Annotated in this window: 25 protein-coding genes; 11 read left to right on the plus strand and 14 right to left on the minus strand. The window is 57.9% G+C overall.

Translation table 11 applies throughout. The annotated features are described in order from the left end of the window. Positions 1-18 precede the first annotated feature (18 nt). From ACRZ96_RS04250 to ACRZ96_RS04275, 6 genes are all read left to right on the plus strand, one after another. Positions 19-2,913 (plus strand): formate dehydrogenase subunit alpha, encoded by a 2,895-nt coding sequence (locus tag ACRZ96_RS04250; RefSeq protein WP_480704574.1) that lies wholly within the window; start codon positions 19-21, stop codon positions 2,911-2,913. An 11-nt stretch (positions 2,914-2,924) separates the two neighbouring features. Beyond that, entirely contained in the window at positions 2,925-3,518 is a 594-nt protein-coding gene (gene fdh3B / locus ACRZ96_RS04255; RefSeq protein ID WP_037307340.1) for a formate dehydrogenase FDH3 subunit beta, read from the plus strand. A gap of 73 nt (positions 3,519-3,591) precedes the next feature. Continuing rightward, positions 3,592-4,800, plus strand: coding sequence for a formate dehydrogenase subunit gamma (locus tag ACRZ96_RS04260; RefSeq protein WP_170510449.1), 1,209 nt, complete (start codon positions 3,592-3,594; stop codon positions 4,798-4,800). Then, the gene (locus tag ACRZ96_RS04265; RefSeq protein WP_170626029.1) at positions 4,801-6,063 is read left to right on the plus strand and encodes a c-type cytochrome; all 1,263 of its coding nucleotides are present in this window, start codon (positions 4,801-4,803) and stop codon (positions 6,061-6,063) included. Between the two features lie 13 nt (positions 6,064-6,076). Then, the gene (locus ACRZ96_RS04270) at positions 6,077-6,202 is read left to right on the plus strand and encodes a hypothetical protein (RefSeq protein ID WP_255612119.1); all 126 of its coding nucleotides are present in this window, start codon (positions 6,077-6,079) and stop codon (positions 6,200-6,202) included. Next, complete coding sequence (locus tag ACRZ96_RS04275) at positions 6,203-7,075, plus strand: substrate-binding domain-containing protein (protein ID WP_480704571.1); 873 nt, start codon at positions 6,203-6,205, stop codon at positions 7,073-7,075. A gap of 39 nt (positions 7,076-7,114) precedes the next feature. On the opposite strand, the gene ACRZ96_RS04280 is transcribed toward ACRZ96_RS04275, so the two are convergent. The 10 genes from ACRZ96_RS04280 to ACRZ96_RS04325 all read right to left on the minus strand — a co-directional run bounded on the left by ACRZ96_RS04280 (position 7,115) and on the right by ACRZ96_RS04325 (position 16,441). Further along, on the minus strand, positions 7,115-7,930 hold the full coding sequence (locus ACRZ96_RS04280) for an ABC transporter substrate-binding protein (protein WP_480584792.1): 816 nt from the start codon (positions 7,928-7,930) through the stop codon (positions 7,115-7,117). A gap of 22 nt (positions 7,931-7,952) precedes the next feature. Continuing rightward, a complete protein-coding gene (locus ACRZ96_RS04285) occupies positions 7,953-8,687 on the minus strand; it encodes an ATP-binding cassette domain-containing protein (RefSeq protein WP_480704569.1) in 735 nt (244 codons plus the stop codon). Beyond that, on the minus strand, positions 8,680-9,393 hold the full coding sequence (locus tag ACRZ96_RS04290) for an ABC transporter permease (RefSeq protein ID WP_170626032.1): 714 nt from the start codon (positions 9,391-9,393) through the stop codon (positions 8,680-8,682). Before ACRZ96_RS04290 ends, ACRZ96_RS04285 begins: the two co-directional genes overlap by 8 nt. Before the next feature lie 161 nt (positions 9,394-9,554). Next, the gene (locus ACRZ96_RS04295; RefSeq protein ID WP_170393369.1) at positions 9,555-10,544 is read right to left on the minus strand and encodes an ABC transporter substrate-binding protein; all 990 of its coding nucleotides are present in this window, start codon (positions 10,542-10,544) and stop codon (positions 9,555-9,557) included. Between the two features lie 59 nt (positions 10,545-10,603). Then, complete coding sequence (locus ACRZ96_RS04300; protein ID WP_170421165.1) at positions 10,604-11,449, minus strand: ABC transporter permease; 846 nt, start codon at positions 11,447-11,449, stop codon at positions 10,604-10,606. Next, entirely contained in the window at positions 11,446-12,363 is a 918-nt protein-coding gene (locus ACRZ96_RS04305; RefSeq protein WP_480814258.1) for an ABC transporter permease, read from the minus strand. The genes ACRZ96_RS04300 and ACRZ96_RS04305 overlap by 4 nt, the downstream gene beginning before the upstream one ends. Beyond that, positions 12,360-12,791: a GNAT family N-acetyltransferase gene (locus ACRZ96_RS04310; RefSeq protein WP_480814259.1), complete on the minus strand. Its 432-nt coding sequence runs from the start codon at positions 12,789-12,791 to the stop codon at positions 12,360-12,362. The genes ACRZ96_RS04305 and ACRZ96_RS04310 overlap by 4 nt, the downstream gene beginning before the upstream one ends. After that, positions 12,791-13,588, minus strand: coding sequence for an ABC transporter ATP-binding protein (locus ACRZ96_RS04315; RefSeq protein ID WP_170421163.1), 798 nt, complete (start codon positions 13,586-13,588; stop codon positions 12,791-12,793). The genes ACRZ96_RS04310 and ACRZ96_RS04315 overlap by 1 nt, the downstream gene beginning before the upstream one ends. A 55-nt stretch (positions 13,589-13,643) precedes the next feature. Beyond that, positions 13,644-15,098, minus strand: a complete 1,455-nt coding sequence (hydA, locus tag ACRZ96_RS04320; protein WP_170393377.1) for a dihydropyrimidinase — start codon at positions 15,096-15,098, stop codon at positions 13,644-13,646. A 92-nt stretch (positions 15,099-15,190) separates the two neighbouring features. Beyond that, a complete protein-coding gene (locus ACRZ96_RS04325; protein WP_170662813.1) occupies positions 15,191-16,441 on the minus strand; it encodes a Zn-dependent hydrolase in 1,251 nt (416 codons plus the stop codon). A gap of 171 nt (positions 16,442-16,612) precedes the next feature. On the opposite strand from ACRZ96_RS04325, the gene ACRZ96_RS04330 reads away from it, so the two are divergent. Together ACRZ96_RS04330 and ACRZ96_RS04335 are read left to right on the plus strand one after the other, a co-directional pair. Next, positions 16,613-17,221 (plus strand): TetR family transcriptional regulator C-terminal domain-containing protein, encoded by a 609-nt coding sequence (locus ACRZ96_RS04330; RefSeq protein WP_170393378.1) that lies wholly within the window; start codon positions 16,613-16,615, stop codon positions 17,219-17,221. A 37-nt stretch (positions 17,222-17,258) separates the two neighbouring features. Further along, positions 17,259-17,480 carry an N-(5'-phosphoribosyl)anthranilate isomerase gene (locus ACRZ96_RS04335; RefSeq protein ID WP_480704565.1) on the plus strand — a complete coding sequence of 74 codons (222 nt, stop codon included), beginning with the start codon at positions 17,259-17,261 and terminating at the stop codon, positions 17,478-17,480. A gap of 51 nt (positions 17,481-17,531) precedes the next feature. On the opposite strand, the gene preA is transcribed toward ACRZ96_RS04335, so the two are convergent. The 3 genes from preA to ACRZ96_RS04350 all read right to left on the minus strand — a co-directional run bounded on the left by preA (position 17,532) and on the right by ACRZ96_RS04350 (position 21,008). Continuing rightward, complete coding sequence (preA, locus tag ACRZ96_RS04340; protein ID WP_170645896.1) at positions 17,532-18,836, minus strand: NAD-dependent dihydropyrimidine dehydrogenase subunit PreA; 1,305 nt, start codon at positions 18,834-18,836, stop codon at positions 17,532-17,534. Positions 18,837-18,881: 45 nt separating this feature from the next. After that, the gene (locus ACRZ96_RS04345; protein ID WP_480704563.1) at positions 18,882-20,216 is read right to left on the minus strand and encodes an NAD(P)-dependent oxidoreductase; all 1,335 of its coding nucleotides are present in this window, start codon (positions 20,214-20,216) and stop codon (positions 18,882-18,884) included. Positions 20,217-20,375: 159 nt separating this feature from the next. Beyond that, positions 20,376-21,008 carry a cupin domain-containing protein gene (locus ACRZ96_RS04350; protein ID WP_480704561.1) on the minus strand — a complete coding sequence of 211 codons (633 nt, stop codon included), beginning with the start codon at positions 21,006-21,008 and terminating at the stop codon, positions 20,376-20,378. A gap of 152 nt (positions 21,009-21,160) precedes the next feature. On the opposite strand from ACRZ96_RS04350, the gene ACRZ96_RS04355 reads away from it, so the two are divergent. The 3 genes from ACRZ96_RS04355 to ACRZ96_RS04365 all read left to right on the plus strand — a co-directional run bounded on the left by ACRZ96_RS04355 (position 21,161) and on the right by ACRZ96_RS04365 (position 24,236). Then, on the plus strand, positions 21,161-22,156 hold the full coding sequence (locus ACRZ96_RS04355) for a hypothetical protein (protein ID WP_170405116.1): 996 nt from the start codon (positions 21,161-21,163) through the stop codon (positions 22,154-22,156). A gap of 72 nt (positions 22,157-22,228) precedes the next feature. After that, the gene (locus ACRZ96_RS04360) at positions 22,229-23,521 is read left to right on the plus strand and encodes an O-acetylhomoserine aminocarboxypropyltransferase/cysteine synthase family protein (protein ID WP_170405113.1); all 1,293 of its coding nucleotides are present in this window, start codon (positions 22,229-22,231) and stop codon (positions 23,519-23,521) included. 4 nt (positions 23,522-23,525) lie between these two features. After that, entirely contained in the window at positions 23,526-24,236 is a 711-nt protein-coding gene (locus tag ACRZ96_RS04365; RefSeq protein ID WP_480704559.1) for a GNAT family N-acetyltransferase, read from the plus strand. Between the two features lies 1 nt (position 24,237). Here the strand turns inward: ACRZ96_RS04365 and ACRZ96_RS04370 are convergent, their stop codons facing one another. After that, positions 24,238-24,933, minus strand: a complete 696-nt coding sequence (locus tag ACRZ96_RS04370; RefSeq protein WP_170421149.1) for an SIMPL domain-containing protein — start codon at positions 24,931-24,933, stop codon at positions 24,238-24,240. Between the last annotated feature and the right edge of the window lie 22 nt (positions 24,934-24,955).

A 24,955-nucleotide genomic window follows, 5' to 3' on the forward strand; every position in this document is an offset into this window, starting at 1 on the left:
CAGCAAGGGAGGAAAGAAATGCTTAGGAAAAAGACCAACGGGGTTGCGAGACGCCCCCAGCGGACAAGTATCCTGTCCCAGGTCGGCGAGAAAACCGTCGATCGCCGCGCATTCTTGCGTGGCTCGGGCCTGACGATCGGCGGCCTTGCCGCGATCAGCGCCACGGGTGGAACCGTGACGCCCGCCAGTGCCCAGACAGCGGCAAACACCGCCGTTGAGAATATCAAATCCGTATGCACTCACTGCTCGGTCGGCTGCACGGTCGTTGCCGAGGTACAGAACGGAGTCTGGATCGGGCAAGAACCCGGCTGGGACAGCCCATTCAATCTGGGTGCACACTGCGCCAAGGGGGCCTCGGTGCGCGAGCACGCCCATGGCGAGCGCCGCCTGAAATATCCGATGAAAAAGGAAGGTGGCGAGTGGAAGCGCATCAGCTGGGAAGAGGCGATCAACGAGATCGGCGATGGCATGATAAGCATCCGCGAAGAATCCGGGCCGGACAGCGTGTACTGGCTGGGGTCTGCGAAGCACAATAACGAACAGGCCTATCTGTTCCGCAAGTTCGCCGCCTATTGGGGCACGAACAACGTGGACCATCAGGCCCGTATCTGCCACTCGACCACTGTCGCGGGTGTTGCGAATACATGGGGCTACGGCGCCATGACCAATTCGTACAACGACATGCACAACAGCCGGGCCATCTTCATCATCGGTGGTAACCCGGCCGAGGCGCACCCCGTCTCGCTGCTGCATATCCTGCGTGCGAAAGAGCAGAACAATGCGCCTTTAATCGTCTGTGACCCGCGCTTTACGCGCACCGCGGCCCATGCGGATGAATATGTCCGCTTCCGCCCCGGTACCGACGTCGCTCTGATCTGGGGTATCCTGTGGCATATCTTCGACAACGGCTGGGAGGACAAAGAGTTCATCCGCACCCGTGTCTGGGGGATGGACCAAATCCGGGAAGAGGTTGCCAAGTGGAACCCGGATGAGGTTGAGCGCGTCACCGGTACGCCCGGCTCGCAGCTGCGCCGCGTCGCACGGACCATGGTGAACAACCGCCCCGGTACCGTTGTATGGTGCATGGGTGGTACGCAGCACACCAACGGCAACAACAACACTCGCGCCTACTGCGTGCTTCAGCTTGCGCTTGGCAACATGGGCACCTCAGGTGGTGGCACCAACATCTTCCGCGGCCATGACAACGTGCAAGGCGCGACAGACCTTGGTGTTCTGTCCCATACCCTGCCCGGCTACTATGGCTTGTCAAAAGGCGCATGGGGTCACTGGGCCCGTGTCTGGGGTGAAGAGCCCGAGTGGCTTGCAGGCCAGTTCGCCACGATCAAGGATAAGGAAGGCAAGGATAAACCGCTGCAGAATGAGCGCGGCATCCCGGTTTCCCGCTGGATCGACGGTGTTCTCGAAGACCCAGCTAACATGGATCAGGACAACAACGTCCGCGCCATGGTTCTGTGGGGCCACGCGCCCAACTCGCAGACCCGGATGACGGAAATGAAGACGGCGATGGAGAAGCTGGACATGCTGGTCGTGATCGACCCGTATCCCACCGTCTCGGCCGTGCTGCATGACCGCACCGATGGCGTCTATCTGCTGCCCGCCTGTACGCAGTTCGAAACCCGTGGCTCGGTCACGGCCTCGAACCGATCGCTGCAGTGGCGGGACCGCGTGGTCGAACCTCTGTTCGAAAGCCTGCCGGACGAGGTCATCATGGCCAAGTTCGCCAACAAGTTCGGCTGGGCGGATCGGTTCTTCCGCAATATCGAGATGGAAGATCCCGAAACCCCGAATGTTGAAAGCATCACGCGTGAGTTCAACAGCGGCCTTTGGACAATTGGCTATACCGGTCAGTCGCCGGAACGTCTGAAAAGCCATATGGCCAACCAGCACACGTTCGACAGAACCACGCTGCAAGCCATTGGTGGCCCCAACGACGGCGAGTATTACGGTCTGCCCTGGCCCTGCTGGGGAACGGCTGAGATGGGTCATACGGGGACACCAAACCTGTATGATATGTCCAAACCGGTGGCCGAAGGTGGCCTGACCTTCCGCGCCCGTTTCGGAGTGGAACGTGACGGCGACAACCTGCTGGCCGAAGGGGTCTATAGCGTTGGTTCGGAAATTCAGGATGGTTATCCGGAATTCACGATGCAGATGCTGATGGACCTTGGCTGGGACGGTGATCTGACGGCTGAGGAACGTGCGGCCATCGACGCCGTTGCGGGACCGGAGACCAACTGGAAAACCGACCTTAGCGGCGGTATCCAACGGGTCGCGATTGCCCATGGCTGTGCGCCCTTCGGGAACGCAAAGGCACGCGCGGTCGTATGGACCTTCCCGGATCCGATCCCACTGCACCGCGAGCCGCTCTATACAAACCGGCGCGATCTGGTGGAGGACTATCCAACCTACGATGACCGTCAGGCCTATCGTCTACCTACCCTTTATGCGTCGATCCAAAAGAACGACTTTTCAAAGGATTACCCGATAATCCTCACGTCTGGTCGTCTGGTCGAGTATGAGGGTGGCGGCGATGAGACGCGGTCGAACCCGTGGCTGGCTGAGCTCCAGCAGGACATGTTCGTCGAGATCAATCCGCGCGATGCCAACAACCTTGGTATTCGGGACGGATCACAGGTCTGGGTCGAAGGTCCTGAGGGCGGCAAGGTCAAGGTGATGGCGATGCTGACCAACAGAGTCGGCGCCGGTGTCGCCTTCATGCCCTTCCACTTTGGCGGCCATTTCCAGGGCGAAGACCAGCGGCACAAGTATCCTGCCGGTGCAGACCCCTATGTGCTGGGTGAAAGTACCAACACCGCCCAGACCTATGGCTATGATTCAGTGACCCAGATGCAAGAGACCAAAGCGACTCTCTGCAAAATCTGGTCAGCGTAAGGAGGACGATAATGGCTAGAGCAAAGTTTCTCTGCGACGCTGAACGCTGCATCGAGTGTAATGCCTGCGTAACCGCGTGTAAGAACGAGCACGAGGTGCCGTGGGGCATCAACCGCCGCAGGGTGGTGACGATCAATGACGGCAATCCGGGTGAACGCTCGATCTCGGTGGCCTGTATGCATTGTTCGGATGCGCCCTGCATGGCGGTGTGCCCGGTCGACTGCTTCTATCAGAACGAAGAAGGGGTCGTCCTGCACTCCAAGGACCTGTGCATTGGCTGCGGCTATTGCTTCTATGCGTGTCCCTTCGGCGCGCCGCAATACCCGCAGGCGGGCAACTTCGGATCGCGAGGCAAGATGGACAAATGTACCTTCTGTGCTGGCGGCCCCGAGGAAACGCACTCGACCGCAGAGTTCGCCAAATACGGACGCAACCGGATCGCAGAGGGCAAATTGCCCATCTGCGCCGAGATGTGTTCTACCAAGGCCCTGCTCGCCGGCGATGGCGACGTGGTCTCGGCTATTTACCGCGAGCGTGTCGTCGCGCGCGGATTTGGTTCGGGCGCTTGGGGTTGGGGCACGGCCTACGATCAGAAAGACGGCTGACCCCGTCTACCAAAGCAAAACGGATGACCCGCAGATGTGGGTCATCCTGCATTGGATTTTTGTTGAGGTTCCGATGTTGCGCTTATTCATCGCTTTCCTGCTTTCGCTAACGCTGACCCAAGTTGCCGGCGCTCAAACCAGTGAGGGGGCCGCCCCTGCGGATTCGACCGACCGGTCTACAACCGGCGGCGCGACCACCCTTGAGGACATTCTGGCCCGCCAGCGTGGCGAGAAGGTCGACAACAGCTACAGGTCTGAAAACACCGGTCAGGGCAATGTTGAAGGCCTGCTGGGACAGTTCGGCACCCGCGGTGTTGCCTCTGACAGTGACGTCTACCGCGCGCTGCGTTACGGATCTGCGGACGTCACCGTTTCATCCCAGGGACCTGCGGACAGCGTGCTGATTCAAGACGGCGGCATGTGGTGGTTGAACTTCCGAACTGGCCCGTTGCGTGAATATGGAACCTACATTCTGGGCGGAATGCTTGCGATCATTGTGCTTTTCTTTCTGATCCGAGGAAAAATCCGCATCGACGGAGAAAAAACCGGCCGCACGGTCCTTCGTTTCAATAGTTTCGAACGTTTCGGTCACTGGCTCTTTGCCGGGTCGTTCCTTGTGCTCGGCATCACAGGCCTGCTGACCCTTTATGGCCGCGATTTCTTGATCCCGGTCTTTGGCAAAGAAGGGTTCGCCACTATCGCGCAAGGGTGCAAGTGGCTTCACAACAACCTCGCATGGGCCTTCATGTTGGGTCTGATAATCATCACCATAAACTGGATTGCCCATAACATCCCCAACAAGACCGACCTGAAATGGTTGGCCGCCGGAGGGGGCTTGTTCACCAAAGACAGCCATCCACCAGCCAAGAAATTCAATGCGGGTCAAAAGATAATCTTCTGGGCTTGCATTCTACTGGGTGTCTCTATCAGCCTGTCAGGCCTGTCGCTGCTATTCCCGTTCGAGCTGCCGATGTTCGCCAAAACCTTCTCAATCGCCAACTCGACAGGTATTCCGCAGGCGTTGGGTCTGAACCTGCCAGTGCAGATGTCACCGCAGGAAGAGATGCAATATGCCCAAGTCTGGCATGTCATGGTCGCCTACGTGTTCATCGCCATCATCATCGCCCATATCTACCTTGGCTCGGTTGGCATGGAGGGTGCGTTTGACGCCATGGGCACCGGTGAAGTCGAAGAACAATGGGCACGCGAGCACCACTCGCTGTGGCTGGAAGAGGTGCAAGAAAAAGAGGCCGGCAAGGCAGCGGCCTCACCTGCAGAATAGATGCGCTGGCTCGCTCTTGCGCTTGTTTTGACCCCCCTGCCCGCCTGGTCCGAGTTTTTCACGCTCAAAGGCCATGGCGGGCCGATCATGGGGATCGCTTCGGCGCCGGATGGGCGTATCGCAACGGCCAGTTTCGACAATTCGGTCGGTCTCTGGACCGGACAGACACCGGAATGGCTGGAGGGGCACGAAGCGGCAGTGAACTCGGTCGTTTTCAATGGCACTGCAATCTATTCTGCCGGGGATGACTTCACCCTCCGCCGCTGGCCCGGCGGCGATGTAGTCGGGCAGCACAAAGGCAAGATTATCGGCATTGCAGCGTCGAAAACTCATATCGCGACGGCCAGCTGGGATGGCACCATCGGCCTGTGGCCGGTGGACGGGTCCGAGCCGACCCTGCTTGGGCCAATCGGCAGCGGGGTGAATGCAGTTGTTTTTACGCCGGACGGAAAGCAGCTTTATTCGGCAGGTGTCGACGGAGCGTTGCGTATCTGGGATGTCGCCAGCGGTCAGGAAACAAATCGCCTGATCGAGCATGGTTTTGGCATCAATGAATTGGTCCTGAACGCACAAGACAACTGGATCGCCTACGGTACCGTCGATGGAGTGACACGCATCCTGAGCCTCACCACCGAAGAAGAACATGACTTTACGTTGGATCGGCGCCCGATCCTCGCCATGGCATTGAGCCCCGATCGCAAGCTGTTGGCTGTCGGTGATGGTGAGGGCTTTATAATGGTCATCGACACGGCTGAATGGCGCATTGCACAAGATTTCCGCGCCACCCTGCGCGGTCCGGTTTGGGCGCTCGCTTTTTCTGCAGATGGTCAAAATCTTCACGCAGGCGGCATTGATGAGGCAATGTACAGCTGGCCCGTTTCAGCATTGGGCGATCGCGAACAGATGGCCGCTGCCGAACCCAGCTTTCTGAAAGACCCAAGCGAGATGGGCAACGGAGAACGGCAATTTGCGCGCAAATGTTCGATCTGTCACAGCCTGACGCCGGATGGGGGTCGACGTGCAGGCCCTACCTTGCACGACATCTTTGGGCGGAAAGCGGGCACATTGCCCGGTTATTTGTACTCGGATACGCTGCAAGACTCTGATATTATTTGGAATGAAGAGACAATAAATGCTCTTTTCGACGAAGGCCCGGACCATTACATTCCGGGGTCAAAGATGCCAATGCAGCGGATCACGCAAGCACAGGACCGGTTAGATCTGGTCGCGTTTCTGCGCAGCGCCACCGCACCGCAGGATTGAGCCGGAGGAGAACATGAAAGCCTTTCTGACCGCCGTCGCCGCGATGGTCGTGATCACTGTCGCCGCTCCTTACACGCTGGATCAATTCGGTTTCAGCGCCGCCGACAAGACGTCCGGTTCGGCTGTACGCCTCGACTGAATGCCGCAATACCTGACCACCCGCGAATTGGCGGATCTGCTGCGCATTGGTGAGCGGAAGGCCTATGATCTGGCATCCTCGGGCGAAATCCCGTGTGTACGCGCCATGGGCAAGCTGTTGTTCCCAAAAGCCGAGATCATAGCGTGGCTCAACGCCTCACGCTCTGGCCCCGATGTCGTCGAACCACCCCTGCCGCCGATCGTGGCAGGTAGCCACGATCCCCTGTTGGACTGGGCTTTGCGGGAAAGCGGCTCTGGGCTTGCGACTTACTATGATGGGTCTTTCGACGGGCTGAATCGTCTTGCGGAGCGCAGCGCACAGGCGGCGGCCTTGCATATCCACGAACCAGAAGGCTTCAACACTCAGACCCTGCGCGACACGATGGGCGAAGCACCTGTGATCCTCTACCAGATTGCCAACCGGCAGCGCGGCCTGTTGCTGGCACCCGGCACTTCGGACATCTCGGGGTTTCAGGATCTGAAAGGCAGACGGATCATTCTGCGGCAAGACAGCGCCGCCAGCCAGCGTCTATTCGATGCACTGCTCGACGCCCACGGTCTGGGTCGTGATGATCTGAACACCCTGCCCGTTTGCGCCCGCACAGAAGAAGAGCTGGCCATCGCCCTGCGTGACGGCAAGGCAGAGGTTGGTTTTGGCCTTGGTGCACTGGCGCGCCCGTATGGGCTGAATTTCATGCCCACCCATTCCGAGCGTCTGGACCTTGCAATCTGGCGCCGCGCCTTCTTCGAGGCCCCCATGCAGACGCTGACCCAGTTTTTGAAATCCGAGCGTTTTACCGAACGCGCTGATGAACTAGGCGGCTATGATCTCGCAAATCTGGGTCGGATCCACCACAACGGCGCCAGCGGCTGATCCGTCGTCCATTCCTTGTTGCGCTAACCCAAGGCGAACTTACTGTGCGTTCGGAAAAAACAACTGCTCACCATCCAGCGTGTAAGACGCAATCGCCGCCTGTCCATCAGGGCCGATAAGCCAGTCGATAAACCTTTGCCCGGCAGCGGCGCGAACGCCGGAGTGCTTTTCAGGGTTCACGAGGATTACACCATATTGGTTAAACAGGCGCGGATCGCCCTCGACCAAGACCTCCAGATTGCCCCGGTTTCCGAAAGACAACCAAGTCGCCCGGTCGGTCAGAGCATACGCGTCCATGCCGCTGGCCACGTTCAGCGTTGCCCCCATCCCCGATCCGGTCTCGCGATACCAAGTCCCCGAGGCCTCCGTCGGGTCAACGCCGGTCGCCTCCCAATAGCGCATCTCGGCTTTGTGAGTGCCGCTATCATCACCGCGCGAGGCAAACGGCAGTTTCGCTTCGGCCAAAGCGGTCAAAGCGGTTACAATGTCGTTGCCACCGGCAATTTCGGCTGGATCAGATTTTGGGCCAACCAATACAAAATCATTGTACATGACATCGAACCGTTCGACACCCCAACCGTCTGCTACAAACTGCTCTTCAGCGGGCTTGGAGTGAACCAGAAGAACATCGCCATCGCCGTTGATTGCGTTCCGGATCGCCTGACCGGTCCCGACGGCCACAACCCGTACATCGATACCGGTTTCGGCCTCGAACCCCGGCAGGATATAGTCCAGCAGACCCGAATTCTGCGTCGAGGTCGTTGATTGCACAACGATAAAGGGTTCTTCGGCCAAACCTGCGCCTGCGGTCAGCCCAAGCGCGACAATTGATGCCCGAACGAAATCAGGGATCATTCGAAGTCTCCATCTCTGTTCATCAGGTTACCAGACCGCCAGCCAGATACCGGCGCGACTCGTTGCTTCTTGGGGCTTCCAACACCTGCTGCGCCCTTCCGTATTCCACCACACGCCCTGCCTGCATCATCACGATGTCAGATGCCAGGCGCCGCGCTTGTCCGATGTCATGCGTCACCATCACGATTCGCACACCCCGGGCCGAGGCACGCAGGACCATCCGCTCGATCATCTGCATGGCGCTTGGATCTAAAGCGCTGGTAGGCTCGTCCAGAAACAAGGTCCTGGGGTCCAAGGCCAGCGCGCGCAGGATCGCCAACCTTTGCGCCTCGCCACCAGACAGCGAACGCGCGGATTGACGTGCCTTGCCATCCAGCCCACCTTCGGCCAGCAAAGCTTCGATACGATGCCTGCGCAAGGCACGGGGCATCGATTTCCGCTTTAGCACAAAGTCCAGATTGGCCGCGACCGAGCGGCGCAGCAACACGGGGCTTTGAAACACCATCGCCTGCCGCGATTTGTGGGCTGCATTCAACACAACACCGTCCTGACAGACACGCCCGCTGTCGGGTTGAATCAGACCATGCAGACAACGCAGCAACAGACTTTTGCCAGCGCCGTTTGGACCCAAGATCATGGTCGGACCCGCGCCATCCAGGCACAAATGCGGGACATCGAGCAGCACCTTGCCTTCGCGTGCAATGTGCAACCCTTGGACCTCTAACATGCCTGGCACCTCGGTCACGACGTCACGCATGGCGCAGCCCTTCCCGCTCGGCCCGCAGGGTCAATGCGCTGACCATCGCGTTTACCGCCACGGCCAAACCGATCAGGATCACACCCAAGGCCAGCGCCAGCGCCAAGTTCCCCTTCGAAGTCTCAAGCGCAATCGTGGTCGTCATCACGCGCGTCACGTGATTGATATTGCCGCCGACGATGATCACTGCGCCTACCTCGGCGATTGCCCGGCCAAACCCGGCCAGTAATGCGGTGACCAGAGCCAGACGCGCGTCCCACAACAGCACCGGGATCGAAGCCAACCGCGATACGCCGAGCGAGCGAAGCTGTTCAGAATACTCTTCGGCCAGCATCTCGACTACCTGCCGGGTAAGTGCGGCCATGATCGGCGTCACCAGCACCACCTGCGCTATGACCATTGCGGTGGGAGTGTAGAGAAGTTCCAGCACCCCCAGAGGACCGGATCGGGATAACATCAGGTAGACCAGCAAACCGACGACAACTGGTGGGAACCCCATCAGAGCGTTCACAAGGATAATCAGCGCCCGCCGTCCCGGAAACCGCGCGACGGCCAAAGCTGCCCCAATAGGCATCCCGATGACCGCCGAAATCAGAACAGCAAAGATCGAAACACGCAGCGACAACAACACAATTGCCCACAGCTCTGCATCCCCTTCGAGGATCAGCGAGAGCGCTTGGGTGAATTCTGATGCAAATCCCTGCATATTCTACCATTCATGCCGCATGCTGTGACAAAATGCCATAAATTACAGGGAAATACTAAAGGTTCTGGCCAGCAAGTACAGGCACAAATTCGACATTCAAAACTAAGAACGCGGCCCCGTCAGGGCCGCGTTTGATTGGCGCGTCTTTTGCTGTAGCTGGTTCAGTTCAGCGCAGCGTCGGTGATCTGATGTGTCCATGCCCCTTCAGGCTTTTTGGTGATAACTGGATCAGATCCGCCCGCCAGCAGGGTATCAACCGTGCGGTCGAAATCGGCTGGATCCAGCGCCCCGTTCGACCCTGCGGTCAGCTTGGCAATCTCGCCCATCATGCGCTTTTGATGCTCTTCTGTCTGGGCACCGGTTGCATCGTTTTCGAGAACGATCTCGGCGGCTTCATCCGGGTTCTCTTCGGCGTATTTCCAACCCTTCATCGAGGCACGGACAAACCGTTCCATCTTGTCGGTGAAGGCCGCATCGCTCAAATTTTCTTCAAGCACATATAGGCCATCCTCAAGCGTCGCGACGCCCTGATCTTCGTATTTGAAGGTTACCAGTTCTTCGGGCGTGACACCGGCATCAATAACCTGCCAATACTCATTGTAGGTCATGGTGCTGATGCAATCGGCCTGACGCTGCAGCAGCGGGTCGACGTTAAAGCCTTGTTTCAGCACTTCGACACCGCTGTCGCTTTTGCCATCGGTACCGATTCCCAGCTGACTCATCCAGCTCATGAACGGGAATTCGTTGCCGAAGAACCAGACTCCCAGCGTGCGATTTTTGAGATCTTCGGGCGAGGCAATCCCCGCATCTTTCCAGCAGGTCAGCATCATGCCCGAGCTCTTGAAAGGCTGCGCGATGTTCACCAGAGGCAGACCCTTTTCGCGCGCAGCAAGTGCAGCCGGCATCCATTCCACCGTAACGTCTGCTCCACCACCTGCGATCACCTGTGTGGGCGCAATATCAGGACCACCGGGCAGAATGGTGACGTCCAGCCCCTCTTCTTCGTAGAACCCTTTGTCTTTTGCCACATAATAGCCCGCAAACTGCGCTTGCGTGACCCACTTCAATTGCAGTGTCACCTCATCCGCAGCAAGTGTCGCACTGGCTGCCAGGCTAAAGGCCGCAACCGCCCCACTGAGTAGCTTCTTCATCTTCATATCTCCTAGTTGCTTATGTTTGCCCCGTTTATGGGGTCTGTTGAGTTATTCCTTTATCCTCGCTGCGACGGATGCCAGAAGGTTACCGCCTTTTCGATCATCGCCACTACGCCATAGAAGGCCGTCCCCGCCAGCGCGGCCACCACAATCTCGGCCCACACCATATCCAGCGACAATTGCCCGACGCTGGTCGATATCCGAAAGCCCATGCCCAATGTGGGGGAGCCAAAGAACTCAGCCACGATAGCGCCGATCAGCGCCAGAGTGGTAGAAATCTTTAGCCCGTTGAAAATAAACGGCATAGCGGCGGGGAGGCGAAGTTTCAGGAAGCTCTGCCAATAGGTGGCGGCATAGGTCTCCATCAGATCGCGCTGCATCGTTGTGGCTTCGCGCAGCCCTGCCACCGTGTTCACCAGCATCGGGAAGAACACCATCACTACGACGACCGCCGCCTTGGAATGCCAGTCGAACCCGAACCACATCACTAGAATGGGTGCGGTGCCCACGATCGGCAGCGCTGCAACGAAGTTGCCGACGGGAAGAAGCCCGAGGCGCAGGAAATCCCATCTATCCACGGCAATTGCCATGAGAAAGGCCGAACCGCAGCCGATGATGTAGCCGCTGAGTGCTCCCTTGATGATCGTTTGAACAAAGTCAGCCCAAAGTGTCGGCAAACTGTCCCAGAAACGGTCCCAGATGACCGATGGTGCGGGCAGGATGACCAAGGGCACTTCTAGTCCACGCACCACCAGTTCCCAGATGCCAATCACGGTCAGACCGAAGATCAGGGGCGCAAGAAACCGCACCATCCGTGTGTCAGAATAGGGTCCGCTGGCCAGACGGCTGTTCAACCACCAGCCCAATAACCAGACAGCGATTGCACCAAGAATAGGTATCATTGTGCCATCCCCATTCGTTTCAGGACGGTCCGCTCGATCAGCCCCAGCAACCCGACGAGACAGGCGGCGAGAATGGCCGCAGCAAACAGCGCCGACCAGATCTGTACCGTCTGGCCATAGTAGCTACCGGCCAGCAGCCGTGCACCCAACCCGGCAACAGCCCCGGTCGGCAGTTCTCCAACAATGGCCCCGACCAGCGAAGCAGCGACGCCAATTTTCAGCGATGTAAACAGATAGGGCATCGAGGCCGGCAGCCGCAGTTTCCAAAACCCTTGCGAACGGCTGGCATTGTAGGTTCGCAGCAAATCCAACTGCATAGCATCCGGGCTGCGCAGCCCTTTTACCATGCCTACGACGACGGGGAAGAAACTCAGATACGCCGAAATGATCGCCTTAGGAATGATCCCTTGAACCCCAACAGAATATAGAACAACAATGATCATCGGAGCCAACGCAATGATAGGAATGGTCTGGCTGACGATCGCCCAGGGCATCACCGACAGATCCATCACCCGACTGTGCACGATCCCGACCGCCAGCAGGATGCCCAACCCGGTTCCGATAGCAAAACCCAGCATCGTAGCGCTCAGCGTGACCCAGCCATGATAAATCAGAGAGCGTTTCGAGGTGATTTTTTTCTCAATCGTGGTTTCCCACAGCTCAATCCCAACTTGATGCGGTGCAGGCAGCCGCGGGCGGCCCTGCTCCCATGTGGCTGGGATTGCAAACGCGTTGTTCAAGGCCAGACCGATCTCCCCCATGTCCCGGCGATCCTTGGCTGAAGGTGGTTGGACTTCAGCACCCGCGCGCTCCTGTTCAGTCAGAACCCCTTTGATATTCATAGGAATACAGGCCGCGTACCAGACAACGACAATGGCGGCGATCACGGTGAGGACTGCAATGATCTGCTTCATGCGTGCCACTCCATCCGAATGACAGGCACCGTGTCAGGTGGCACCGGAGGCTCTCTTCCCGTCTCAACAAAGCCCTCGCGCCGATAAAACCGTTGCGCGTCGACATTTGGCACATGTGTGGTCAGCCAAAGATGGTCGCGCCCCTCCTTCGCCTTATCCAGCAATTGCTTGCCGATGCCCTGCCCAGTGCGCAAACAATACAGCGCACCAACCTTATGTTCGACCGGATCGACAGACATATAGCAATCAATCGGATCACCTGCGATCCAGATGTCCCTGTTCGGAAACGCCTCAAGGATCAGATCCGCCAGCTTTTCTTCTGGCAATTCCTCGGGTATCCAATCGGTCTGCGCGGCCCAGGTCGCGATGATGCGCGCGCAATCCCCCACATCTTCGCAGGATGCCCGTCTGATGCCTTTATCCGCCATCAAACATCATCCCCATGACCCGCTCGCAATCCTTCTCGCACGCGGTGGGCGACTTCGATAAACTCGGGCGTGTCACGGATATCCAGAGGCCGCTCTTTCGGCAGAGGGCTATCGATCACATCCGTGATCCGGCCAGGCCGAGGGCTCATTACCACGATCTTGGTGCTGAGATACACCGCTTCGGGGATCGAATGTGTTACGAAACCGATGGTCTTCTCGGTGCGCGCCCATAATGCCAGAAGCTGTTCGTTCAGATGGTCGCGCACAATCTCATCCAGCGCACCGAACGGTTCGTCCATCAGCAGAATATCCGCATCAAATGCCAAGGCCCGCGCAATACTGGCCCGCTGTTGCATCCCGCCCGAGAGCTGCCAGGGGAACTTACCGCCAAATCCATCAAGATCAACAAGTTCCAGAACCTTTCTAACGCGTTCCTCCTGCTCGGCGGAGGAATAGCCCATGATCTCAAGCGGCAGCTTGATGTTCTTTGCAATGGTCCGCCACGGGTAGAGCCCGGCCGCCTGAAACACATACCCATAAGCGCGCTTTCGCCGTGCTTCGTCAGGCGTCATGCCATTCACGGTCAGGGTCCCGCCGGTCGGTGTTTCCAGCGCTGCGATACAGCGCAGGAACGTCGTCTTGCCGCAGCCCGAGGGGCCGATAAAACTAACGAACTCCCCCTTGCCAATCGACAAGTTCACATCTTTCAGCGCATGAATAGGCCCATCATTCGTCTGAAATGTAAGATCCAGCTGCCTTGCCTCAATAACGGGCTGAGTAGTATTTTCTGTATTCATTCCATTGCCTTGAAGAAGCTCAGACCCGAGTCGCCAGAAAGGCGACCCAAGGGGTTTATACTCCCGTTGCCGGTATACCTGTCCGCTCAACAGGCCGGGGCGCTGTCAACTCTTTCCAGGTGCTCAGCGCCTTGTTCACATGGGTATTGGCCTCACGTGCCACGAACTTACCGTGCCCTTCCTGAGTCTGAATCTCGCCATCATGTACAGCCACCGCACCGCGGGTCAGCGTGAACCGAGGCAGCCCTCGCACCTCTTTGCCCTCGAAGACGTTGTAGTCGATCGACGACTGCTGCGTATCAGCCGAGATCACCTTGGCCTTATCCGGATCCCAAACCACCAGATCAGCATCCGCTCCCACGAGAACCGCACCTTTTTTTGGATAACAATTCAATATCTTGGCGATGTTAGTTGAAGTAACAGCCACGAACTCATTCGGCGTCAATCGCCCGGTATTCACCCCATGCGTCCAAAGCATCGGCATCCGATCCTCCAGCCCTCCGGTCCCGTTCGGGATTTTGGTGAAATCACCCACGCCATATCGTTTCTGCTCGGTCGTAAAGGCGCAATGGTCCGTGGCCACGACGCTCAGAGTTCCCGATTGCAAACCGTTCCACAAGCTGTCCTGATGCTGCTTATTCCGGAACGGAGGGCTCATGACTCGCCGTGCCGCATGCTCCCAATCGTGGTGGAAATACTCGCTTTCATCCAATGTTAGGTGTTGGATCAAAGGCTCGCCCCAAACCCGTTTGCCCTGCATCTTGGCGCGTCGAATAGCCTCGTGCGCCTCCTCACAGGAAGTATGCACAACATAGAGCGGTACGCCCGCCATATCCGCGATCATGATCGCGCGGTTGGTTGCCTCGCCTTCCACCTGTGGCGGGCGGGAATAGGCATGCGCCTCTGGCCCGGTATTACCTTCTGCCAATAGCTTCGCACTCAGTTCAGCAACCACATCGCCATTCTCGGCATGGACCATCGCGGTGCCACCCAACTCGGCCAGACGCTTGAACGAAGCAAATAGCTCATCGTCGTTCACCATCAGCGCGCCTTTATAGGCCATGAAATGCTTGAATGTGTTGATGCCGCGCGTCTCGATGACGGTTTTGATGTCATCAAACACCTGCTCGCCCCACCAGGTCACCGCCATATGGAACGAATAATCACAGTTCGCGCGCGTAGACTTGTTGTCCCAACGCTTCAGGGCGTCCAACAGGCTTTCGCCCGGATTAGGCAACGCGAAATCCACAACCATCGTGGTCCCGCCTGCCAGCGCTGCGCGCGTGCCGCTTTCGAAATCATCGCTGGAATAGGTTCCCATAAACGGCATTTCCAGATGCGTGTGCGGGTCAATCCCTCCGGGCATGACATAACAGCCCGATGCATCAAGTTCCTTATCACCTCGCAGGTCCGGCCCAATCTCAGTAATCACACCACCTTCGACCTTTACATCCGCCTTATAGGTCAGATCAGCGGTCACAACGGTTCCGTTCTTGATTACAGTGCTCATGTTAAACTCCCTGATGCGGTCTACGCCGCTTGCTTCATCTGGCTAAAAATACCCCGGGGGAGCCGCCCATCGGGCGACGGGGGCAGAGCCCCCTATTCCACAATCTCTGCTGTCTCAACGACCGCATGCAACAGAACATCCGCCCCGGCTGCAGCCCAATCCTTGCTGATCTCCTCAGCTTCATTATGGCTCAACCCATCAACGCATGGGCACATCACCATCGCCGTTGGCGCTACCCGGTTGATCCAGCAGGCATCATGCCCGGCGCCCGAGATGATATCCGTATGCGAATACCCCAACCGCTCAGCCGCATCGCGCACCGCCGCCACGCAACCTTCATCAAACTTCACCGGATCAAAACCGCCCACTTTCTCGAATTCGATCTGCAGCCCCATCTCTTCGACGATATCTTCAGCTGCGACTCGCAGACGGTTCTCCATATCAGTGATAACGTCCAACTCGGGCGAGCGAAAATCGACCGTGAACACTGCCTTTCCGGGGATCACATTGCGTGAGTTCGGATAGACATCGATATGCCCCGCCGCACCCACGGCATGAGGTGCATGCGACCATGCAATCTCGTCCACTTTCTCAAGAATACGCGCCATCGCCAGCCCGGCATTCTTGCGCATCGGCATCGGTGTAGACCCAGTATGCGCATCCTTGCCGGTCACGGTAACCTGGGTCCAGCTCAAACCCTGACCATGGGTTACAACGCCAATATCCTTACCTTCAGCTTCCAGAATCGGGCCTTGTTCAATGTGCAACTCAAAGAAAGCGTGCATCTTGCGCGCACCAACCTCTTCATCGCCGCGCCAACCGATGCGGTTCAGTTCATCTCCGAACTTCTTTCCTTCGGCATCCTCACGTGCATAAGCCCAGTCCTGAGTGTGCATTCCGGCAAACACCCCCGAAGACAACATCGCCGGGGCAAATCGCGTTCCTTCTTCGTTGGTCCAATTGGTGGCCACAATAGGGTGCTTGGTCTTGATGCCCAGGTCATTCAGCGTGCGAATGATCTCCAGCCCACCAAGCACGCCAAGAACGCCATCATACTTGCCACCTGTGGGCTGCGTATCCAAATGCGACCCTACATAAACCGGCAGAGCCTCGGGGTCCGCTCCCTCTCGTCGGGCAAACATATTGCCCATCTGGTCCAGCCCCATCGAGCAACCGGCATCCTCGCACCATTTCTGAAACAGCGCGCGCCCTTCGGCGTCCTCGTCCGTTAGCGTCTGACGGTTGTTGCCACCCGCGACGCCTGGGCCGATCTTGGCCATCTCCATCAGGCTGTCCCATAACCTGTCGCCATTGATCCTGAGATTCTGCGCCGGAGCTGCCATCATGTTCTTCCCTGTTGCTTGCGATTTGGCTCGCTTTTGGTGTCTTGATTTGACCATCTGGTCAAACTCACGCTATCACGGGTTCGACATCAGTCAAGAAATTGCAGTGACCTGCCGGAATTTTCGACATAATTGACGCCCAACTGGCCGAAAAAAGGACAACAGGTGAACATGCCCAAAGACCGCGCCCCAACCCGGATTCAGCAAAAGAACCGAGCAGCGATTCTCGAGGCGGCCCTGAATGTGTTCTCAGCCCACGGTTTTCGCGGCGCAACCGTCGACCAAATTGCAGCTGAGGCGGGGCTAAGCAAGCCCAATCTGCTCTATTATTTTCCATCGAAAGAAGCGATCCATACAGCCCTGTTGTCGGGTCTGCTTGAAGTCTGGCTCGCTCCCCTGCACGCGTTGAATGAGGATGGCGACCCGCTGGAAGAAATACTGTCTTATATCCAACGCAAGCTTGAGATGAGCCGCGACCTGCCGCGCGAGAGCCGCCTCTTTGCCAATGAGCTTGTTCAGGGCGCGCCGCGCATTCATGAAGCTTTGTCCAGCGATCTCAAAAAACTGGTCGATGAAAAAACCACGATTCTGACAAGCTGGATGGCTCAGGGGAAAATTGCACGAGTCCATCCCTATCATCTGATTTTTTCGATCTGGGCGCTGACACAGCATTATGCGGATTTCGATGTTCAAGTCCGGGCAATTCTTGGGGAAGAAGACCCTTTCGAAGGCGCGGTTCCGTTCGTGGAAACGCTCTATCGAAAACTGCTTACACCTTAAGAGACGTTTAACCCTATTGAGAAAAGCTCGGAGCATGATGACGTATCGCTCAGATCCCGAGCCTTGGATCACCCAGCTTTTCTCGTCCCGATCTGCTCGAACGGGAGCTGTTGTGCGACGCTCAGTTGCTTGGGTCGAACGGGAGGTTGGTCACGCGGCTTTTCAGGCAGAAGTGAAACGGCGCGGATACCATTTGATCCGCACCGCCAATCAATATGTCATCATCTGCCACAACGGACCCATCGACATTCTGTTCTGAGTAAATTCGTCGAATTTTCTCCGCCAAGATTTTTCGACGAAAAATCTCTGACTACTCCGCCGCTTTCGCCATGGGGTTGTTGGGGTGTGTCGTCCAATTGGCATATTCAGGATCAACGACCTTGCCTGTGCGCGGATCAACCGCTCCGGCGGCCATCGGATCCATGGAAATACACCCCTCTACAGGGCACACATCCACGCAAAGATTGCAGGCCACACATTCCTCGTCGATAACCTCGAACACCCGATCCGCCGACATCGAAATCGCCTGATGGCTGGTGTCTTCACAGGCTGCAAAACAGCGACCGCATTTGATGCACTGATCCTGATCGATCTTCGCTTTGGCGATGTAGTTGAGGTTCAGATATTGCCAATCCGTCACATTGGGCACTGCGCGTCCGATCACTTCGTCGATATTGGCATAGCCTTTCTCATCCATCCATTCCGACAGGCCGGCCGTCAATTCATCGATGATTTTGAACCCATAGGTCATCGCTGCAGTGCAGACCTGAACATTGCCGCAACCCAGCGAGATAAACTCTGCTGCATCGCGCCAAGTGGTGACGCCACCGATGCCTGAGATCGGCAGCCCATGCGTGGCTTCGGCCCGCGCAATCTCGGACACCATCGACAACGCGATTGGTTTCACCGCCGGTCCGCAGTAGCCACCATGGCTGCCTTTACCGTCAATCGAGGGTTCGGGGCTGAAGGTGTCCAGATTGACGCTGGTGATCGAGTTGATCGTATTAATCAGCGATACCGCATCCGCGCCCCCATTCTTCGCCGCCGCCGCAGGTTTGCGGATATCCGTAATGTTCGGCGTTAGCTTCACGATAACTGGGCGGTCGTAATACTGTTTGCACCAACGGGTCACCATTTCGATGTATTCCGGCACCTGCCCGACGGCAGACCCCATACCCCGCTCGCTCATCCCGTGCGGACAGCCAAAATTCAGCTCGATCCCGTCCGCACCGGTTTCAGCCACACGCGGCAGAATGGCCTTCCAAGCAGCCTCCTCACAGGGCACCATGATCGAGGCGATCAGGGCGCGATCTGGATAATCCGCCTTTACGCGGGCCATTTCCTCAAGGTTCACCTCAAGCGGCCGATCTGTGATCAGTTCGATGTTGTTGAGTCCCAACAACCGGCGGTCCGCGCCATAAATCGCGCCATAGCGTGGGCCGTTCACATTCACGACCGGAGGCCCCTCGGCCCCCAAGGTCTTCCACACTACGCCGCCCCATCCGGCCTCGAAGGCGCGGCGAACATTGTACTCCTTATCCGTCGGTGGCGCGGAGGCCAGCCAATACGGGTTCGGGCTTGATATTCCAAGAAAGTTTGATGTTAAATCAGCCATTTATCCGGCCTCCCTGATGCAGCTCTGCATCTTTGTCTTTGAGTTTCACGCGCTCAGTGCAGCGTGGATATCCATCGCGGCATCGCGACCTTCGGCTACGGCGGTCACGGTCAGGTCTTCGCCTCCTGCCGCACAGTCTCCGCCAGCCCACACACCGGTCATTGAAGTGCGTCCCGCCCCCGTCACGGCAATCTTATTGCCATCCAGCGTTAGGCCTTCCGGCGCACCGTCAAGCGTCTGACCGATGGCCTTAAGAACCTGATCAGCCGGCACACGGACAGTTTCACCCGTTCCGGTCAGTCGACCATCATGGCTCGCAGTATACTCCAATTCGATCTCTGCTGCGGCACCATTTCCGTGAATGGCCACCGGCTGAACATTGCAGAGAATCCGAACACCATGCGACGCCGCCAAATCCTGTTCGTACCGGCTGGCACCCATCGCGTCGCGACCTCGGCGATAGGCGATGGTGACGTGCTCAGCGCCTAGCAGTTTCGATTTCACTGCCGCATCTACGGCAGTCATACCACCGCCAATCACAACGACATTGCGACCCACAGGTAGATCAACCAGATCGCTGGCCTGTCGCACATCCGAGATAAAGTCGACCGCCGGGCGCACCCCGTCTTTATCGACACCATCAGCCCGCAGTGCGTTCACCCCCGCAAGTCCTATTGACAGGAAAACAGCGTCATAGTTCTCCTGCAACCCTTCCAGAGAAACCGTCTCTCCCAGAATCGAACCGGTCTCGATCGCGATCCCGCCAATTTTAAGCAGCCAATCGACCTCGGCCTGTGCAAAATCATTGGTAGATTTATACGCCGCAATCCCGTATTCGTTCAGACCGCCTGGCTTGGGCTTGCCTTCGTGGATCACCACATCGTGCCCCAGCATCGCCAGACGATGCGCACAGGCCAGACCGGCGGGCCCTGCCCCAACCACGGCAATTGTCTTGCCGGTTGATGCGGCGCGCTCGAACGGATGCGCACCCGAGGCCATCACATCATCGGTTGCATAACGCTGCAGGCGTCCGATCTCGACCGGCTTGCCTTCTGCCGTCTCACGCACGCAAGCCTCTTCACACAAAGTTTCGGTCGGACAAACCCGGGCACACATGCCGCCCAGAATGTTCTGCTCCAGAATGGTCTGCCCTGCCGCCTGCGGTTGCCCGGCCTGAATCTGGCGAATGAACAACGGAATATCGATATCCGTAGGACAGGCCGTCACACATGGCGCGTCATAGCAGAAATAGCATCGATCGGCGGCCACAGCGGCCTCGTGCGGGGCCAGCGGCGGATGCAGATCGGTGAAATTCGAGGTCAGCTCATCGCTGGAAAGCCGCCCGGAGACGATCCCGGGTGCCATCTGGCCCTGTGCCATCACTCTACTCCCTGTAGATATGTTTGTTATGGACCCCAGCTTGCCACAATCTGATTTTTTATCAATTGGTAAAATTTGCCAAATGGTCAAAAAATGAAAAATCCGGGCGGAATGGCCCGGATTCAGTCAGAAATTGCCTATTTTGTTGGCAGCGGCGGCTCAGACCATCCCGCCCAGGTGGCCGGATTTGATCCAAACACGGGCTCCGCCCTCTCCTGCTACAGCAGCAAAGCGTGATCCAGGCGGCAAGCGCAACCAGTCCCAAGTGCCAAATTCTTCGCCCGCCTCGGCAAAGCCACCTTCGATAACAAAGACCTCAAACCCCTTATCGGCGTCCAATTCAATATGTTCGCCCGCGCCCCAGGTTTGCACCTGGACATCCTCATGCACATCCTTGAACAAATCGATATCTCCGCCCCCGTTGATCGAGCGCCGAACCTCGGTGCAGTCATTGGGGTCGAACTGATGCAATTTGACCAGAATAGTCGCGCCTTCGCTGGCCGAGGATGTATGGGAGGACGTCGGGGGATTGCGTACATAGCTGCCGACAGGGGAATCTCCGGTTTCATCCTGGAACACTCCGTCCAGCACCAGATATTCCTCACCACCGTCATGAGTATGCGATGAAAACGCGCTGCCGGGGGCAAAGCGCACGATGGTTGTGGCACGCGCCACTTCCTCGCCAATGCGGTCCAGCATCTTGCGTTCGACGCCAGCAACCGGTGACGCGACCCATTCGGTCTGATCAAAGTGAACGGCGACCCGCTGTGTGAAATCTGCATTGACCCGCATATGCAATCCCCCTGCGTTGCTGTCACATTAGATGGGAGCACGAGCCGGATTTGCAAACCGGTCATGTTTGGGGTTTTGACGCCCTTCACAGCTTGTTGTACTTCCGGTTGAGGCAGCGGCCGAATACCGGCCCGATCAGAAAGCGCAATACGATGCAGGCAAGCCCGGCGACATTTAACATCCTCATCATCGGGCAAAACAACCGGCTGCAATACGAGGCATTGCTTTTCGCCGCCTCGCTGCGCCACAGCTCATCAGGGTTCAAAGGTCGGCTGTTCGTGGGGGTGCCACAGCCCGGCCCTCTTTGGCCTCAGAACCCCAGCATTCAGGATGCCGAAGTTCTTGAAGCCCTGCAGCATCTGGGTGCCGAGATCCTGCCTTTTGAGTCTCATGCTTTTGGCTCGAGCTATCCCAATGGCAACAAGATCGAAGCTTTGCTGGCGATGCCAGAGGGTGAGCCCTTTGTCTTCTTCGACTCCGACACTCTGATCACCGGCGAAATTTCCGACGTCCCGTTCGATTTCGAACAGCCCGGCGCCTCACTTCGGGTCGAGGGAACATGGCCCAAACCCACGCTCTACGGCCCAGGATATGAGGGTATCTGGCGCGCACTGTATGACCGGTTCGGGCTGGATTTCGAAAGCTCTCTCGATCCCAGCCAGCCCGAGGGTTATTGGCGGCGCTACCTGTATTTTAACGCCGGTTATTTCTTCTACAAATGCCCCCGCCAATTTGGTGAGCGGTTTATGGGCTATGCCCGCACCATTCGCGACGAGGAAATCCCCGAACTGACCGGGCAAGTTCTGAACCCGTGGCTAGATCAGATCGCCTTGCCGCTGGTCATCCATTCCTTCGGTGGCGGACGGGATGCCCTGCCCGAGGGCCTGCTGGATGGTCGGATCAGCTGCCACTATCGCCTGTTCCCGATGCTCTACGCCCGCGAAAGCGATCATGTGGTCGAGATATTGGAAACCGTCGTGGCCCCGAACAAGATCAAAAAAGTGCTCAAAGGCTATGATCCACTGAAGAAGCTCGTGATACAGCGCAAGGGTGCGAAGATCCGGGCATTGTTCGACCGAAACAACCTGCCCGCACGCGAACAGGTCATTCGCAAAACGATCAAGTCCAAGGGGCTTTGGCTGCGGTGACGCGGACATTGTGCCGGGCGAGCCAATGTCCTAGAGATTCAGCAACACACATTCCAACAGGAGATTTCCTCGATGTCTGACGGACCCACCTACGGTTTTGACACGCTGCAAATTCACGCCGGGGCCCGCCCCGACCCTGCCACAGGCGCGCGCCAGACACCGATCTACCAGACCACGGCATATGTATTTCGCGACGCGGAACACGCCGCCGCGTTGTTCAACCTGCAGGAAGTGGGTTTTATCTATTCGCGACTGACCAACCCGACTGTTGCGGTGCTGCAGGAACGTGTGGCGACGCTTGAAGGCGGTGTCGGTGCGGTCTGCTGTTCCTCGGGACACGCAGCGCAGATCATGGCGCTGTTCCCGCTGATGGGGCCGGGCTGCAATGTTGTCGCCTCGACCCGCCTCTACGGTGGGACGGTGACGCAGTTTAGCCAGACGATCAAACGTTTCGGCTGGTCGGCCAAATTCGTTGATACCGATGATCTGGACGCTGTGAAGGCCGCTATCGACGAAAACACCCGTGCAGTATTCTGCGAATCCATCGCCAATCCCGGCGGCTATGTCACTGATATCCGTGCTCTGGCGGATTTAGCCGATGCAGCAGGCATTCCGCTGATCGTCGACAACACCTCTGCCACGCCCTACCTGTGCCGCCCGATTGAACAGGGCGCGACGCTGGTCGTGCACTCGACCACCAAGTACCTGACCGGAAACGGCACCGTGACCGGCGGCTGCATCGTGGATTCGGGCAAGTTCGACTGGTCGGCAAATGACAAGTTTCCTTCGCTCAGCGAACCCGAACCCGCCTATCACGGCCTGAAATTCCACGAGACCTTCGGCCCGCTCGCCTTTACATTCCACGGCATCGCGATCGGTCTACGCGATCTGGGCATGACGATGAACCCTCAGGCGGCGCATTACACACTGATGGGGATAGAAACGCTATCGCTACGGATGGAGCGCCATGTCGAAAACGCGCAGAAAATAGCAGCGTGGCTCGAGGCAGACGACCGTGTGGATTACGTGACATATGCTGGCCTGCCATCCTCGCCTTATAGCGACAGGGTAAAAAAGCACTACCCGCGCGGCGCGGGCGCCCTGTTCACCTTTGCGGTCAAGGGCGGCTATGACGCCTGCGTAAAGCTGGTGAACGCGCTTGAGATCTTCAGCCACGTGGCCAACCTTGGCGACGCACGGTCGCTGATCATCCACTCGGCCTCGACCACACACCGTCAGTTGACGCCCGAGCAGCAGGAAGCTGCAGGCGCAGGCCCTGGAGTGGTGCGCGTGTCCATCGGGATCGAGGATGCAGACGATCTGATCGCTGATCTCGATCAGGCTCTGTCCAAAGCCAGCGCCTGATCCGATGACCGGGCACAACACAAATGAACTGGGTCAACCCATCGGCTTGTCGGTCGCGGGCGAGTTTCCTCGCCCCACCCCGCCTTACACACCGATGCAGGGCCGGTTCTGTTCCGTTGTGCCACTGGATGTAAACAGGCACGCGCCTGGCTTGTACCGGGCGTTTGCCAATGACATGGACGGCCACAATTGGACTTATCTGCCCTACGGCCCGTTCGACTCTGAGGCGGATTTCACCGCATGGGCGCAGTCAAACTGCATGGATGCGGACCCGATGTTCCATACGGTGCTCGACGCGGATGAGGTGCCCGTGGGGATGGCCTCGTATTTGCGGGTCGAACCAGCAGCGGGTGCGATCGAAGTGGGCCACATCCATTTCTCGCCTCTGCTGCAGCGTAAACCGCAATCGACCGAAGTGATGTATCTGATGATGCGCCGGGTATTCGATGAGCTTGGCTATCGCCGCTACGAATGGAAATGCGATGCGCTGAACGCTCCATCAAAGCGTGCAGCCGAACGTTTGGGTTTCACGTTCGAGGGCGTCTTCCGGCAGGCGACCCATTACAAAGGGCGCAACCGGGATACGGCGTGGTTTTCGATAATCGATAGCGAATGGCCGCGCATTCGGGCGGCCTTCGAGAACTGGCTTGCGCCGGGGAATTTCGATGCATCGGGCCAGCAGCGCCAACCGCTGCAAGCCCGGGTTGGATCGTAGATTACTCCGCGATTTCGAACTCCATCGCGATATTGACCGAAACGGAAATCTCTCCGCCTGCGACCGGCACGCCACCGGCGTCCGACATAGCCATCTCGCGCATCTGAGCCATCGGGCGAACACCTCCGCCGTGGTCGTTGATCGATAGGACGGGACCCAGCGTAACCCCGGACGCCTGCGCTAGTTGCTGCGCCTTCTCGGTCGCATCTGCCACAGCCTTGGCCCGTGCTTCAGCCTCAAGCGGTTTGGGCTCTTGCACGCCAAAGCTCAGACCGCCGAAATCATTCGCACCATCCTTGATGACCGCATCCATGATCTGGCCCAGATTATCCAGATCCCGTACGCGAACCGAAACGCGGTTGGACGCGGTGAACCCAGTGATCTTGGGTGGCTCATTGCTGGAATTGCTGCGCCCCGACCAGACCGGTGAAAGCGAAAGATCGCGCGTCTGAACATCGCGCGCCTCCAATCCCATTTCGTCCAGTCGTTTGAGGATCTGCGTCACCGCATCCGAGGTCGCCTGCATCGCTACCGATGCCTGCGCATCCTGATTGGTCACGCCCAGTGTTATCGTTGCCATATCGGGTGCAACCAGAGCCGTACCGGTCCCGCTGACCGAGATGCGACGTTCTTCCGCATGGGCGGGCAGAGTCGCGGTGGCAGCGGCCATGGCGGCCAAAAAAGCAAGTGTCTTCAAGATGATCCCTCCTTGATGCTTG

It is taken from the genome of Ruegeria sp. CF1, from assembly GCF_056537445.1.

Coding starts and splice junctions, on each gene's coding strand:
- ACRZ96_RS04315 (WP_170421163.1), bottom strand. CDS start 13,588: ATGAATACAGAAAATACTACTCAGCCCGTTATTGAGGCAAGGCAGCTG.
- ACRZ96_RS04305 (WP_480814258.1), bottom strand. CDS start 12,363: ATGAAGCAGATCATTGCAGTCCTCACCGTGATCGCCGCCATTGTCGTT.
- ACRZ96_RS04275 (WP_480704571.1), top strand. CDS start 6,203: ATGCCGCAATACCTGACCACCCGCGAATTGGCGGATCTGCTGCGCATT.
- ACRZ96_RS04300 (WP_170421165.1), bottom strand. CDS start 11,449: ATGATACCTATTCTTGGTGCAATCGCTGTCTGGTTATTGGGCTGGTGG.
- ACRZ96_RS04250 (WP_480704574.1), top strand. CDS start 19: ATGCTTAGGAAAAAGACCAACGGGGTTGCGAGACGCCCCCAGCGGACA.
- ACRZ96_RS04260 (WP_170510449.1), top strand. CDS start 3,592: ATGTTGCGCTTATTCATCGCTTTCCTGCTTTCGCTAACGCTGACCCAA.
- hydA (WP_170393377.1), bottom strand. CDS start 15,098: ATGAGCACTGTAATCAAGAACGGAACCGTTGTGACCGCTGATCTGACC.
- fdh3B (WP_037307340.1), top strand. CDS start 2,925: ATGGCTAGAGCAAAGTTTCTCTGCGACGCTGAACGCTGCATCGAGTGT.
- ACRZ96_RS04285 (WP_480704569.1), bottom strand. CDS start 8,687: ATGCGTGACGTCGTGACCGAGGTGCCAGGCATGTTAGAGGTCCAAGGG.
- ACRZ96_RS04295 (WP_170393369.1), bottom strand. CDS start 10,544: ATGAAGAAGCTACTCAGTGGGGCGGTTGCGGCCTTTAGCCTGGCAGCC.
- ACRZ96_RS04365 (WP_480704559.1), top strand. CDS start 23,526: ATGACCGGGCACAACACAAATGAACTGGGTCAACCCATCGGCTTGTCG.
- ACRZ96_RS04265 (WP_170626029.1), top strand. CDS start 4,801: ATGCGCTGGCTCGCTCTTGCGCTTGTTTTGACCCCCCTGCCCGCCTGG.
- ACRZ96_RS04330 (WP_170393378.1), top strand. CDS start 16,613: ATGCCCAAAGACCGCGCCCCAACCCGGATTCAGCAAAAGAACCGAGCA.
- ACRZ96_RS04280 (WP_480584792.1), bottom strand. CDS start 7,930: ATGATCCCTGATTTCGTTCGGGCATCAATTGTCGCGCTTGGGCTGACC.
- ACRZ96_RS04310 (WP_480814259.1), bottom strand. CDS start 12,791: ATGGCGGATAAAGGCATCAGACGGGCATCCTGCGAAGATGTGGGGGAT.
- ACRZ96_RS04345 (WP_480704563.1), bottom strand. CDS start 20,216: ATGGCACAGGGCCAGATGGCACCCGGGATCGTCTCCGGGCGGCTTTCC.
- ACRZ96_RS04290 (WP_170626032.1), bottom strand. CDS start 9,393: ATGCAGGGATTTGCATCAGAATTCACCCAAGCGCTCTCGCTGATCCTC.
- ACRZ96_RS04270 (WP_255612119.1), top strand. CDS start 6,077: ATGAAAGCCTTTCTGACCGCCGTCGCCGCGATGGTCGTGATCACTGTC.
- ACRZ96_RS04350 (WP_480704561.1), bottom strand. CDS start 21,008: ATGCGGGTCAATGCAGATTTCACACAGCGGGTCGCCGTTCACTTTGAT.
- ACRZ96_RS04325 (WP_170662813.1), bottom strand. CDS start 16,441: ATGGCAGCTCCGGCGCAGAATCTCAGGATCAATGGCGACAGGTTATGG.
- ACRZ96_RS04360 (WP_170405113.1), top strand. CDS start 22,229: ATGTCTGACGGACCCACCTACGGTTTTGACACGCTGCAAATTCACGCC.
- ACRZ96_RS04335 (WP_480704565.1), top strand. CDS start 17,259: ATGACGTATCGCTCAGATCCCGAGCCTTGGATCACCCAGCTTTTCTCG.
- preA (WP_170645896.1), bottom strand. CDS start 18,836: ATGGCTGATTTAACATCAAACTTTCTTGGAATATCAAGCCCGAACCCG.
- ACRZ96_RS04355 (WP_170405116.1), top strand. CDS start 21,161: ATGCAGGCAAGCCCGGCGACATTTAACATCCTCATCATCGGGCAAAAC.